Below are 13,301 nucleotides of genomic sequence, written 5' to 3'. Positions count from 1 at the left end.
CCTTTTCGCTCCCGTGTTGTTCCGATCTCCCCGGCCACGCGGCCGCGGGGCGCCGGCGGACGCGCTCCCGGGGGCGCGGTCCGCCGGCGCCCCCGGGCCTACAGGCGCGGGTCCACCGGCTCGGACTCCAGTGCCAGCACCCCGAAGACGGCCTCGTGCACCCGCCACAGCGGCTCCCCGTCGGCGAGCCGGTCCAGGGCCTCCAGGCCGAGGGCGTACTCGCGCAGGGCGAGGGACCGCTTGTGGCCGAGGAAGCGCTGGCGCAGCCGGGCGAGGTTGTCCGGCCGGGTGTACTCGGGACCGTAGACGATCCGCAGGTACTCGCGGCCCCGGCACTTGACGCCGGGCTGCACCAGCCGCCCGTCCTGGTCGCGGACGAGCGCGCCGACGGGCTTGACGACCATGCCCTCGCCGCCCCGGCCGGTCATCTCCAGCCACCAGTCGACGCCGGCGCGCACCGACTCCGGGTCGCCGGTGTCGACGTACAGCCGCCGGGTGGTCTGCAGCAGGCCGGAGCCGTCGTGCTCCACCATGCGGTCGATCAGGGCCAGTTGCCCGTCGTGCGGCAGTCCGGCCAGGCTGCGGCCCTGGACGGCCAGGATCTGGAAGGGGGCCAGCCGGACCCCCTCCAGGCCCTCGGTGCTCCAGCAGTAGCGGCGGTAGGCCGCCGTGAACGCGGCGGCGTCGGCGGCGCGTTCCTGCTGGCGGGTGAGCAGCGCCTCCACGTCGGTTCCGCGTGCCGCGGCTGCCTCCAGGGCGGCGAGGGCGGCCGGGAACGCGGCCCCGGAGGCGGCGCCCACGGCCGCGTACTGGGTGCGCAGCAGGCCCGAGGCCTTCAGCGACCAGGGCATCAGCTCGGCGTCCAGCAGCAGCCAGTCCGTTTCGAGTTCGTCCCACAGACCGGCGTCCGTGATCGCCGCGCGCAGCCGGCCGAGGATCTCCTCCGTCGCCTTCTCGTCGTCGAGGAACGGCCGCCCGGTACGGGTGTAGAGGGACCCGGTGGGGCCCTCGGCGCCGAACCGCCCGCGTGCCGCCTCCGCGTCCCGGCACACCAGCGCGACCGCACGCGAGCCCATGTGCTTCTCCTCGCACACGACGCGCTCCACCCCGTCCGCCGCGTACTGCGCGAAGGCCTCGGCCGGGTGCTCCAGGTATCCCTCCACCGCCGAGGTCGCCGTCGGCGCCATGGTCGGCGGCAGGTACGGCAGCAGGCGCGGGTCGATCGCGAAACGGCTCATGACCTCCAGGGCCGCCGCCGCGTTCTCCTCGCGGACCGCGACCCGGCCCGCGTGCCGGGTCTCCACAGCCCTGCGCCCGTGCACGTCCGCCAGGTCCAGCGGCCGGCCGTCGCGCCCTCCGGGCGCCTGTGAGCGCAGCGGCCTCGCCGGCTCGTACCAGACCCGCTCGGCCGGTACGTCGACCAGTTCGCGCTCCGGCCAGCGCAGCGCGGTCAGCTTGCCGCCGAAGACGGCTCCGGTGTCCAGGCAGATGGTGTTGTTGAGCCAGGTGGCCTCCGGCACGGGCGTGTGGCCGTAGACGACCGCCGCCCGGCCCCGGTAGTCCTCGGCCCACGGGTAGCGCACCGGCAGCCCGAACTCGTCCGTCTCGCCGGTGGTGTCGCCGTACAGGGCGTGCGAGCGCACGCGGCCGGAGGTGCGGCCGTGGTACTTCTCGGGCAGGCCGGCGTGGCAGACCACGAGCCGGCCGCCGTCGAGCACGTAGTGGCTGACCAGGCCGTCGATGAACTCCCGGACCTCGGCGTGGAACTCCTCGCTCTCGCCCGCCATCTGCTCGACGGTCTCGGCGAGCCCGTGCGTGTGCTGGACCTTGCGGCCCTTGAGGTGGCGGCCGTACTTGTTCTCGTGGTTGCCGGGGACGCACAGGGCGTTGCCCGACTTCACCATCGACATCACGCGGCGCAGCACGCCGGGGCTGTCCGGGCCGCGGTCGACCAGGTCGCCGACGAACACGGCGGTACGGCCGTCGGGGTGCGCGCCGTCGGCGTAGCCCAGCCCGGTGAGCAGGGACTCGAGTTCGGCGGAGCAGCCGTGGACGTCGCCGATGATGTCGAAGGGGCCGGTGAGGTGGGTCAGGTCGTTGAACCGTTTCTCGGTGACGACGGTGGCGTTCCCGGCCTCTTCGGCTCCGCGCAGCACGTGCACCTTGCGGAAGCCCTCGCGTTCCAGGTGCCGGATCGAGCGGCGCAGTTCGCGGACGTGCCGCTGGATCACCCGGCGGGGCATGTCGGCGCGGTCGGTGCGGGCGGCGTTGCGTTCGGCGCACACCTCCTCGGGCACGTCCAGCACGATGGCGACGGGCAGCACGTCGTACTTCCTGGCCAGCTCGACGAGTTGCCGGCGGCTGTCCTGCTGCACGCTGGTGGCGTCGACGACCGTGCGCCGGCCGGCGGCGAGCCGCTTGCCGGCGATGTAGTGGAGCACGTCGAAGGCGTCCCGGGAGGCGCTCTGGTCGTTCTCGTCGTCGGCGACGAGGCCGCGGCAGAAGTCGGAGGAGATCACCTCGGTGGGCTTGAAGTGCCTGCGGGCGAAGGTGGACTTGCCGGAGCCGGAGGCGCCGACGAGGACGACGAGGCAGAGGTCGGTGACGGGCAGGACGCGCCCCTTGCGTGTCTCGGTCATGCCGCCTTCGCCTCCTTCTCGGTCCTGATCACGAACACCGCCATCTGGGTGGGCGGGCCGACCTCCGTGTCGTCCGGTCCGACGGCGGTGAACTCCACGTCGTAGCCGTGCCGTTCGGCCACCGTCCGCGCCCAGGTCTGGAACTGCGCCCGCGTCCACTCGAAGCGGTGGTCGCCGTGCCGGACGTGGCCGGCGGGCAGGGTCTCCCAGCGCACGTTGTACTCGACGTTCGGGGTGGTCACGAGGACCGTGCGCGGGCGCGCGTGCCCGAACACGGCGTACTCCAGGGCGGGCAGCCGGGGCAGGTCGAGGTGCTCGATCACCTCGCTGAGCACGGCGGCGTCGTAGCCCTTGAGACGCTTGTCGGTGTAGGCGAGCGAGCCCTGGACGAGCGTGACCCGGGACGCCTGCCGCTCCCCCATGCGGTCCAGCTTCAGCCGGCGTGCGGCGATGGTGAGGGCCCGCACGGAGACGTCGACGCCGGTGATCTCGGTGAAGCGCGCGTCCCTGAGCAGCTCCTGCACCAGCTGGCCCTGGCCGCAGCCGAGGTCCAGCACGCGTGCGGCGCCCGACTCGCGCAGGGCGGAGAGGATCGCCTCCCGCCGCTGCACGGCGAGCGGCGCGGGCTTCTCCTCCGCCTCGTTCCCGGTGTCCTCGGGGACCGCGTTGTCGATCTCCCCGACCTCGGTGTCGTCCGTCTCGGCCAGCCGCACCAGCTCCAGCCGTTCCATCGCCTGCCGGGTCAGCGACCAGCGGCGGGACAGGTACCGGCTGGTGATCAGCTTCTGTTCCGGGTGGCCGGGCAGCCAGCCCTCGCCGGCCCGCAGCAGCTTGTCGACCTCGTCGGCGCTGACCCAGTAGTGCTTGGCGTCGTCCAGCACCGGCAACAGGACGTAGAGGTGGCGCAGCGCCTCGGCCAGGGTCAGCGTCCCGGCCTCCAGGACGAGACGGACGTAGCGCGAGTCGCCCCACTCGGGGAACTCGGTGTCCAGCGGCACCGGTTCGGCCGTCACGGTCCAGCCGAGCGGCGCGAACAGCCGCCGTACGAGGTCCGGTCCGCCGCGGGCGGGCAGGGCCGGCACCTCGACGCGCAGGGGCAGGGGTGCGGCGGCCCGCTCCGGGCGGGCGGTGCACACCCCGCGCAGGGCGCTGGAGAACACGTTGCTCAGGGCGACCGCCAGGAGTGAGGAGGCCGCGTAGGGGCGGTCGTTGACGTACTGCGCGAGCGCCGCGTCGGGCGCGCCGCCGCGGCCCTTGCCCTTGGCCCGCCGGACCAGTGCCGCGGTGTCGGTCTCCAGCAGCAGCGCGGCCGTGCAGCGCCGGTCGTCCGCCTCCGGGTAGAAGACGTGGGCGGTGCCGTAGGACGTGGAGAACCGCTGCGCCTTGGCAGGGTGCTTGTGCAGCAGGTACCCGAGGTCGGTGGCCGGGCGGGCGGCGTCGCCGCTGGTGGAGATCGTCAGGAACACATGTCCGAGTCTCCCGGTGTCAGCCCCCGTTGACCACCGGTTTTCGGGCGGTGTCCCGCTCACTCACGAGGCGTCGGCGATGATCTTGCGGGCCTTGCCGACGGACCGGTCGTAGGCCGCCTGCAGATCGTCGAGGGCCTTCTTGTGCTGGGCGATGGAGGCCTTCTGGACGCGGGAGTCGATGCCGTGGACGGTGTCGATGTAGCCGGTGTCGAGCTTGCACCGCGCGTCGGCGGCCGCCGTCTTCTTCTCCTTGGCCGACGGCTTCCCGGTCCGGAGCCAGTCGGTGTCCGTGGACGCCTCGTCCGGGTTCGGGTAGCGGAAGCCCTTCTCCTTCATGCAGGACGACCACTCGCGGTCGGCCTTCTTCCAGGCGTGCTCCTTGCGCGCCTCCTTGTGGGACTCGTACCACAGCTGGAAGGCGAGGGAGTAGTACCCGCTGAGCTTGACGCCGTTGACCTTCGTCGCCTTGGGCGCGGGGCCGTAGATCTTGCGCATCGCCTCCCCCATGCAACCGCCCTCCGGGATGGCGTGTCCGTGCGCGGAGTGGCTGTCGCCGGGGCTGAAGGAACCGGTGAGGGCGGCGTACTGGGCGGCGGGGTACTCCTGTGGCTGGGAGGTGCCGGCTTCCCCGGTGTCCTCGTCGTGGCGGTCGTGGTAGCCGTGTTCGGCCGCCCGCTCCGGGTCGTCGACCCCGTAGAAGTCGTCCTCACCGGACCGTCCGCCGCCCGCGAGGGCTCCCTGCCGTACCGGGTACGTCGACTCCACGGCCTTGACGTCGAGCGTCGCGAAGCCGGGGAAGCCCAGCTTCACCATGCACGGCTTGGTGAGGATCCACTGCGCCTTGAGGATGGCCTTCGCGCCGTCGGACGACGGGTCCGGGATGTAGTCGTGCAGCGGGAACGACTTCATGGAGTTGAGACGATGCGCCTTGTCGGCGGGGTCGTCGTCGTCGGCCAACTGGCACGCCGACAGGGCCAGCAGGCCGGTGAGGGCAAGAGGGAGCATTTTACGCACCGGGTCATCCGACCAGGGCTTGATCACGCGCGCTGTGATGGAGCCCACAATTCCGGCACCAGGAGGTCACAGGGTCATCACAGTCGTGGCCTGTCGCCGGGCTCCCCGCCGCGGGCGGCCCGGGCGGGGGGCGTCGCGGCCCGGGTCGTACCGGCCGGGAGCCGTACGACCCGTGCACGTCACGGCAGTTGCGACTGGACCTGGGCGGAGATCAGCTCCAGGTGGTCGAGGTCGTCGAGGTCCAGGATCTGGAGGTAGATCCGCCGGGAGCCGATCTCGGCGTACCGGCCGATCTTGTCGACCACTTCGGCCGGCGATCCGGCGAGGCCGTTGGTCTTCACCTCGTCGGCCTCACGGCCGATCGCGGCGGCACGGCGGGCCACCTCCCGGTCGTCCCTGCCGACGCAGACCACGAGGGCGTTGGAGTACGTCAGGTCGTCCGCGTCCCGGCCGGCCTCCTCGGCGGCGGCGCGCACCCGGCCGAACTGCCGCGCGCTGTCCTCGATCGAGGCGAAGGGGATGTTGAACTCGTCGCCGTACTGGGCCGCGAGCCGGGGAGTGCGGGTCTTGCCGTGGCCGCCGATGAGCACCGGGACCTTGCGCTGGGCCGGCTTGGGCAGGGCCGGCGAGTCGGTGAGGTCGTAGTACGCGCCGTGGAAGTCGAAGGTCTTGCCCACCTCGGTCGCCCACAGTCCGGTGATGATGGCGAGCTGCTCCTCCAGCCGCGCGAACCTCTCCTTCGGGAACGGGATGCCGTACGCCTTGTGCTCCTCCTCGAACCAGCCCGCGCCGAGGCCCAGCTCGACCCGGCCGCCGGACATCCGGTCGACCTGTGCGACCTGGATGGCGAGCACGCCCGGCAGGCGGAAGGTGCCGGCCGTCATCAGGGTGCCCAGGCGGATCCGCCTGGTCTCGCGGGCCAGGCCGGCCAGCGTGATCCAGGCGTCGGTGGGGCCGGGGAGCCCGTCGGCGCCGCCCATGCGCAGATAGTGGTCCGAGCGGAAGAAGGCGTCGAAGCCGAGGTCCTCGGTGGCCTTCGCCACGGTGAGCAGGGTGTCGTAGGTGGCCCCCTGCTGGGGCTCGGTGAAGATTCGAAGGTCCATGCACCCATCCTGCACGCAGGGCGGGCCCTCGCCTCACAGGGCGCCGGAGGGGCTGCTCTCGTTCCCGCTCCCGGGTAAGACCTCCTGGCGCGCCGCCTCCTCACGCGCCGCCAGCTTGCGCAGCATCTCCAGGACGCGGTCGCGGGACTCGTCGGCCGCGTCGATGGCTTCCATGCACTGCCAGTAGGTGGTCTCGTCGGCCGCGGCGCTGGCCATGCCGACCAGGGCCATGCCGACCTCGCCGAGCAGGCCGCCGAGGCAGAGCAGGGTCTCGCGGGCGTCGTCCAGTTCGGTGAGCTGGGCGGCGCGCAGGTCCTTGGGGTCGAGGGCGGGCGGGTCCAGGACTCCGCAGCCCCGGCCGGCCAGCTCGGTCAGACCCAGCGCCTCGCCGCGCAGCTCGGGCGGGCCGGAGACCGCGAGGCGGCTGCCGATCGCCTGGGCCAGGGCCTGCGCCTGCCAGACCTCCGCCATCATCTCGGCCGTGTCGGCACCCTCGGCCAGAGCGCGCCTGCCGGCGCCGATGAGCCGTACCGCGTCCATACCGTGCCCCCGTCCGTCCGCGTGCTCGCCCGCACGTCCGCGTGAACTCCCCTGTTCATTACCCAGAGTGAGGGCGAGTGAGACAAAAAGCCAGAGGAAGACGGAAATTAGTGGACAACAATTCGGATTCGACACAGGAGTTGACTGCGGAGAGTAATAGCGGAATCAGGCAGTCCGCCCCCTGCGGGTGACGGGCGCCGGTGCGGCGGCACGTCACGCGTCCTCCCCGGGGGTGTCGTCCCCGGGCGTGCCGTCCCCCGGGCCCGGCAGCGGGAAGCGCCGTTCGTTGCGGTCGATCTTGGCGTCCAGGGCGGTCAGCGGGTCGATGCCGAGGGCCTCGCAGAACTGCAGGAGATAGGCGAGCACGTCGGCGACCTCGTCCCTGACCCGGTGCGCGCGTCCGGGGTCCTCCATCACACGGGCGGACTCCTCGGGAGTCAGCCACTGGAAGATCTCGACCAGTTCGGAGGCCTCCACCGAAAGGGCGGCGGCGAGGTTCTTGGGCGTGTGGTAGGGCTGCCAGTTCCGCGCGGCCGCGAAGCGCGCCAGTCGGCGCTGGAGCCGGGCCAGGTCGAGGGGTTCCGTCACGGTTCCAGGTGTACCACCGTGACGCCCTCGGCCCCGGTGGCCCACGAGGCGTCGCTGACCGCCGCCACGCAGCGGATGTGCCCGCGCTCCCCCATGCGGGCGGCCGTGTCCAGCAGTTGCCGGCGCTGGAGCGGGTCGAGGGCGCGGTCGAAGCCGTCGGCGAGGACGGTGAGGCTGCGCAGGGCGTCGGGCACCTCGCCCGGGGCGTCCAGGTCGAGGACCCCGGGCCCGGTCAGCAGGACCAGGGTCAGCGCGAGATACCGCAGTTCGCCGTCACCGAGCCGGGCGAGTTCGGTGCGGGGTCCGTCGCCGCGGTCGAGCAGCGCCCGCACCGTGCCGTCGGCCAGGGGCTCGGCGATCAGGTCGGCCACCGGGCCGGCGCAGCCCGCGCGCAGCGCCTCGACCAGCAGGCCGTGCCGCCGGGCGCACTCCGCGCGGGTGCGCCACAGGACGTCGGCGAGGTTGTCGCAGCCGCGCAGCAGCCGGCCGGAACCCGTGGGGACGGGGGTGCGCATGCCGTCCGGGCGGGGGTCGCAGGGGAAGACGGAACGCAGGGCGACGACCATCTGCTCGGCCGCCGACAGCACATGGCGCTGCCCGTCCGTCCTGCCCGCCACCCGCAGCGGCAGCAGGGCGGTGCCGAGGCGGTCGTCGGGGAACGGGGCGCGGGTCGCCGGGGCGGAGTCCGCGGTGTGCCAGGCGGCCTCCACGCACCGGCGCCTCGGCTCGCGCAGGGCGGTCTCCAGCAGGACGACCCCGCCCGCGGTCAGGCGCTCCCCCACGATCCGCAGCGTCGGCTCGGCCTGGACGGCGACGTCGAGCCGGACCGGTCCCCCGGCGCCGTCGGCCGTGCACCCGATCCGGAAGCCCCGCCGCCCGTCGGCGTCCGGGCGGGCCCGCTCAGGCACGCAGGTGACCGGGTCGGGGAACGCCTCCTGGAGCGGCGCGCCGCCCCCGAGCCGCGCGAGCGCCTCGAGCGCCGCCAGCGCCGTCGTCTTCCCGGTGCCGCTGCGCCCCGCGAGCAGGGTCACGGCCCCCACCGGGAACCCGGCCCGCCGGTGCCCGGCGAAGGCCGACAGCCGCATCCCGGTGAGCCGGGCGCGTACGTCGGGGAGCCCGCGGGAGGGTACAGGGACGGACGCGGCGGGCGCGGCGGGCGCCGGACGCCCGGCGGACACGGAGGGCACGGCCATACCGGGACCGTAGGCCGCCGCCGGGGCGGTGAACCGTTCAGCCTCCCCGGGCTTCCCACGATCGGGGGACGGGCCGGGCGGACGCCGGTATGAACAACGCCGGCGGCGCGGGCGGCGCCGTCCGCCGGGCCTCAGCCTCCCGAGATCCCCGCGCCCTGCATCAGCCCGCTGACCTCCGTGCCGGGCGGGGTGAGCAGGAAGACGTTCCGGTCGACGCGGTGCATTCCGCTGCCCAGGCCGAAGACGACGCCCGTGCTGAAGTCGAGGACGCGCTTGGCGACGTCGCCCTCCGCGCCGGACAGGTCGAGCAGGACCGGCGCTCCGGCCATCAGCGTCTCGGCGACCTCCCGGGCGTCCGCGAAGACGTTGACCCGCAGGACGACGAAGCGGCGCCGGGTCTCGGTCTCGGCGTCGGGCAGCGAGCGGTGGTCCACCGCGGACGGCCAGGCGTCCCGGCCCCGCAGTGGCACGACCTGGGCGAGCCCTTCCCACTGTTCATCGGTGACGTCGTAACGGCTCACCGGCTCCCCCTGACCTGACTCGCATTCAATGCCTGCACCAGCCAATTCTTACGCCAAGTCACCCGTTCGGCCCAACAGCGACACGGTGCGCGACCGGTACGGTGACGCCCACGCCGAACGAACCGTGTGAAAACGGGCCGCCCGGATCGGGAGAGGTGCAGCTCACAGCCACAAGGAGGGAAACGTCACAAGGCCCACGCTGCACCCGCTTGAGCGCCCTGCCCTAGCATCCGAGCATGACGGTCCTGCCTGACGACGGGCTCCCGCTGGCCGCCGAGTTCCCTGACGCGACACACGAGCAGTGGCAACGCCTCGTCGAGGGTGTGCTGCGCAAGTCGGGCAAGGAAGTCTCGGGCGCGGCAGCTGAGGAAGCCCTGTCCACGACGCTGGAGGACGGGCTGCGCACCCGCCCCCTCTACACCGCGCGCGACGCCGCGCCCGACCCCGGCCTGCCGGGCTTCGCCCCGTACCTGCGCGGCGGCCGGCCCGAGGGCAACATCGCGGGCGGCTGGGACGTACGGCAGCGCCACGCGGCGCTCGCCGGCGGCACGGCGGACGGCGTGCTGGCCGACCTGGAGAACGGCGTCTCCTCGCTGTGGCTGGTCCTCGGCGAGGGCGGCATCCCGGTGGGCGAGCTGGGCCGCGCGCTCGACGGCGTCTACCTCGACCTGGCGCCGGTCGTCCTGGACGCGGGCCGCGACACCGAGGCGGCCGCCGAGGCGCTGCTGCGGCTGTACCAGGACAAGGGCGTCGACCCGAAGGCGGTGCGCGGCAACCTGGGCGCCGACCCGCTCGGGTACGAGGCCCGCACCGGCACGGCAATGGACCGCGCGCCGTTCGCCGCGCTGGCCGCGCGCTGCGCCCAGGACCACCCGGGGCTGCGGGCGCTGACCGTGGACGCGCTGCCGTACCACGAGGCCGGCGGCTCGGCCGCGCAGGAGCTGGGCGCCTCCCTCGCCACCGGCGTGGCCTACCTGCGGGAGCTGACCGGGGCCGGACTGCCCCTCGACGCGGCCCTTGGGCAGCTGGAGTTCCGCTACGCGGCCACCGCCGACCAGTTCCTGACCGTCGCCAAGCTGCGCGCGGCGCGCCGCCTGTGGGCGCGCGTCGCCGAGGTGTCCGGGGCGCCGGGCGCCGGCGCGCAGGTGCAGCACGCGGTGACCTCGCCGGTGATGATGAGCCGCCGCGACCCGTGGGTGAACATGCTCCGCACGACGGTCGCGACGCTGGCCGCCGGGGTCGGCGGCGCCGACTCGGTGACCGTGCTGCCGTTCGACCACGCGCTCGGCCTGCCCGACGCGTTCGCCCGCCGCATCGCCCGCAACACCTCCACGATCCTCATCGAGGAGTCGCACCTGGCCCGGGTCGTCGACCCGGCGGGCGGTTCCTGGTACGTCGAGCGGCTGACCGACGAACTCGCCCACGCCGCCTGGGAGTTCTTCCGGTCGATCGAGCGGGACGGTGGCCAGGCGGCCGTGCTGCGCTCCGGCCGGATCCGTACGGACCTCGCGACGACCTGGGCCGAACGCTCCAAGCGGCTGGCCAAGCGGCGCGAACCGGTCACCGGCGTCAGCGAGTTCCCGCTGCTCTCCGAGAAGCCGGTGCAGCGTGAGCCCGCGCCCGAGCCGCCGTCCGGCGGTCTGCCCCGGGTACGCCGCGACGAGGCGTACGAGGAGCTGCGCGCCCGCTCCGACGCCCACCTCGCGGCGACCGGAGCCCGCCCGCGCGTCTACCTCGCGACCCTCGGCTCCCCCGCCGCGTACACCGCGCGCTCGACCTTCGCCGCGAACCTCTTCCAGGCGGGCGGCGTCGAGCCGGTCACCGAGGGCGGCTTCGAGGAGAGCGGCGCGACCGAGGCCGTGCTGTGCTCCAGCGACGCCCTGTACGCCGAGCAGGCCGAGCAGGCCGCCGGGGCGCTGCGCGCGGCCGGAGCCCGGCACGTGTTCCTGGCGGGCCGCCCGGCCGGGTACCCGGGAGTCGACTCGTACGTCTTCGCGGGCTGCGACGCCATCGACGTGCTGTCCGCGACCCTCGACCGCATGGGAGTGTCCTGATGGGAATCCCCGACTTCTCCGGCATCGAGCTGGGGACGCCGGCCGCCGACGGCAGCGCCGAGGAGTGGCGCACGGCCGTCAAGCGGGCCACCGGCAGCGAGGAACCGCTGTGGGAGACCCCGGAGGGCATCGGGGTCAAGCCGCTGTACACCGGCCGTGACCTGGAGGGCCTGGACTTCCTGGGCACCTACCCGGGCATCGCGCCGTACCTGCGCGGCCCGTACCCGACGATGTACGTCAACCAGCCCTGGACGATCCGCCAGTACGCCGGCTTCTCCACCGCCGAGGAGTCCAACGCGTTCTACCGGCGCAACCTGGCGGCCGGCCAGAAGGGCCTGTCGGTCGCCTTCGACCTGCCCACGCACCGGGGTTACGACAGCGACCACCCGCGGGTGACCGGTGACGTCGGCATGGCGGGCGTGGCCATCGACTCGATCCTCGACATGCGGCAGCTGTTCGACGGCATCCCGCTGGACCGCATGAGCGTGTCGATGACGATGAACGGCGCCGTGCTGCCGGTGCTGGCGCTGTACATCGTGGCGGCGGAGGAGCAGGGCGTACCGCCCGAGAAGCTGGCCGGGACCATTCAGAACGACATTCTGAAGGAGTTCATGGTCCGCAACACCTACATCTATCCGCCGAAACCGTCGATGCGGATCATCTCCGACATCTTCGCGTACACCTCGCAGCGGATGCCGCGCTACAACTCCATCTCCATCTCCGGATACCACATCCAGGAGGCGGGCGCGACGGCCGACCTGGAGCTGGCGTACACCCTCGCGGACGGTGTGGAGTACATCCGCGCGGGCCGTCAGGCCGGCCTGGACGTGGACGCGTTCGCGCCGCGGCTGTCGTTCTTCTGGGCGATCGGCATGAACTTCTTCATGGAGATCGCCAAGCTCAGGGCGGCGCGCCTGCTGTGGGCCAAGCTGGTCTCGCAGTTCGAGCCGCAGAACAGCAAGTCGCTGTCGCTGCGCACCCATTCGCAGACCTCGGGCTGGTCGCTGACGGCGCAGGACGTGTTCAACAACGTCACGCGGACGTGCGTGGAGGCGATGGCGGCGACCCAGGGCCACACCCAGTCGCTGCACACCAACGCGCTCGACGAGGCCCTCGCGCTGCCCACCGACTTCTCGGCGCGCATCGCCCGCAACACCCAGCTGCTCATCCAGCAGGAGTCGGGCACCACCCGGGTCATCGACCCGTGGGGCGGCAGCGCGTACGTGGAGCGGCTGACGTACGACCTCGCCCGCAAGGCCTGGGCGCACATCCAGGAGGTCGAGCAGGCGGGCGGCATGGCGCAGGCCATCGACGCCGGCATCCCCAAGCTGCGCGTGGAGGAGGCCGCGGCCCGCACGCAGGCCCGCATCGACTCCGGTCGCCAGCCGGTGATCGGAGTCAACAAGTACCGGGTGGACAGCGACGAGCAGATCGAGGTCCTGAAGGTCGACAACTCCTCCGTGCGCGCCCAGCAGATCGAGAAGCTGCGGCGGCTGCGCGCGGAGCGGGACGAGCAGGCCTGCCGGGACGCGCTGGACGCGCTCACCCGGGCCGCCGACGGCGACGGCAACCTGCTGGAGCTGGCGGTGCGCGCGGCCCGCGCCAAGGCCACCGTCGGCGAGATCTCGGACGCCCTGGAGAAGGTGTACGGCCGGCACGCGAGCCAGATCCGTACGATCTCCGGTGTGTACCGCAACGAAGCCGGCCGGTCCCCGTCCGTGGACCGCACCCGCGCCCTGGTGGACGCCTTCGACGAGGCCGAGGGGCGCCGCCCGCGCATCCTGGTCGCCAAGATGGGCCAGGACGGCCACGACCGCGGCCAGAAGGTGATCGCCACGGCCTTCGCCGACCTGGGCTTCGACGTCGACGTCGGCCCGCTGTTCCAGACGCCGGAGGAGGTCGCCCGGCAGGCGGTCGAGGCGGACGTGCACGTGGTCGGGGTGTCCTCGCTGGCCGCCGGTCACCTCACGCTCGTACCGGCGCTGAAGGAGAAGCTCGCCGAGGAGGGCCGCGAGGACATCATGATCGTGGTCGGCGGCGTGATCCCGCCGCAGGACGTGCCGACGCTGCTGGAGATGGGCGCCGCGGCCGTGTTCCCGCCCGGGACGGTGATCCCGGACGCGGCGTACGACCTGGTGCGGCGGCTGTCGGCCGACCTCGGCCACGAGCTGTAGCCGCGT

Annotated in this window: 10 protein-coding genes; 2 read left to right on the top strand and 8 right to left on the bottom strand. The window is 73.2% G+C overall.

Going from position 1 to position 13,301, the window contains the following annotated elements; all coding sequences use genetic code 11:
* Positions 1-98: 98 nt before the first annotated feature.
* From IE177_RS33290 to IE177_RS33255, 8 genes are all read right to left on the bottom strand, one after another.
* Complete coding sequence (locus tag IE177_RS33290; RefSeq protein ID WP_190019210.1) at positions 99-2,639, bottom strand: polynucleotide kinase-phosphatase; 2,541 nt, start codon at positions 2,637-2,639, stop codon at positions 99-101.
* Entirely contained in the window at positions 2,636-4,105 is a 1,470-nt protein-coding gene (locus IE177_RS33285; protein WP_190019209.1) for a 3' terminal RNA ribose 2'-O-methyltransferase Hen1, read from the bottom strand. Before IE177_RS33285 ends, IE177_RS33290 begins: the two co-directional genes overlap by 4 nt.
* Positions 4,106-4,168: 63 nt before the next feature.
* Positions 4,169-5,113, bottom strand: a complete 945-nt coding sequence (locus IE177_RS33280) for a hypothetical protein (RefSeq protein WP_229816378.1) — start codon at positions 5,111-5,113, stop codon at positions 4,169-4,171.
* A gap of 188 nt (positions 5,114-5,301) precedes the next feature.
* Positions 5,302-6,225 carry an LLM class F420-dependent oxidoreductase gene (locus tag IE177_RS33275; protein ID WP_190019207.1) on the bottom strand — a complete coding sequence of 308 codons (924 nt, stop codon included), beginning with the start codon at positions 6,223-6,225 and terminating at the stop codon, positions 5,302-5,304.
* A 33-nt stretch (positions 6,226-6,258) separates the two neighbouring features.
* Positions 6,259-6,765, bottom strand: coding sequence for a DUF6099 family protein (locus IE177_RS33270; RefSeq protein ID WP_190019206.1), 507 nt, complete (start codon positions 6,763-6,765; stop codon positions 6,259-6,261).
* Between the two features lie 213 nt (positions 6,766-6,978).
* Positions 6,979-7,353, bottom strand: coding sequence for a nucleotide pyrophosphohydrolase (locus IE177_RS33265; RefSeq protein WP_190019205.1), 375 nt, complete (start codon positions 7,351-7,353; stop codon positions 6,979-6,981).
* Positions 7,350-8,546 carry an AAA family ATPase gene (locus IE177_RS33260; RefSeq protein WP_190019204.1) on the bottom strand — a complete coding sequence of 399 codons (1,197 nt, stop codon included), beginning with the start codon at positions 8,544-8,546 and terminating at the stop codon, positions 7,350-7,352. The genes IE177_RS33265 and IE177_RS33260 overlap by 4 nt, the downstream gene beginning before the upstream one ends.
* 131 nt (positions 8,547-8,677) lie before the next feature.
* On the bottom strand, positions 8,678-9,067 hold the full coding sequence (locus IE177_RS33255) for a cell division protein SepF (protein ID WP_190019203.1): 390 nt from the start codon (positions 9,065-9,067) through the stop codon (positions 8,678-8,680).
* Positions 9,068-9,303: 236 nt separating this feature from the next.
* Between IE177_RS33255 and IE177_RS33250 the strand changes: the two genes are divergently transcribed.
* Positions 9,304-11,121 (top strand): methylmalonyl-CoA mutase subunit beta, encoded by a 1,818-nt coding sequence (locus IE177_RS33250; RefSeq protein WP_190019202.1) that lies wholly within the window; start codon positions 9,304-9,306, stop codon positions 11,119-11,121.
* Complete coding sequence (scpA, locus tag IE177_RS33245; protein WP_190019201.1) at positions 11,121-13,295, top strand: methylmalonyl-CoA mutase; 2,175 nt, start codon at positions 11,121-11,123, stop codon at positions 13,293-13,295. Before IE177_RS33250 ends, scpA begins: the two co-directional genes overlap by 1 nt.
* Positions 13,296-13,301: the final 6 nt, after the last annotated feature.

Source organism: Streptomyces lucensis JCM 4490, from assembly GCF_014650035.1.
In the GTDB taxonomy this organism is placed as follows: domain Bacteria; phylum Actinomycetota; class Actinomycetes; order Streptomycetales; family Streptomycetaceae; genus Streptomyces; species Streptomyces lucensis.
The sequence above is the reverse complement of the archived record's forward strand: the minus strand, read 5'-3'. Positions and strand labels throughout refer to the sequence as shown.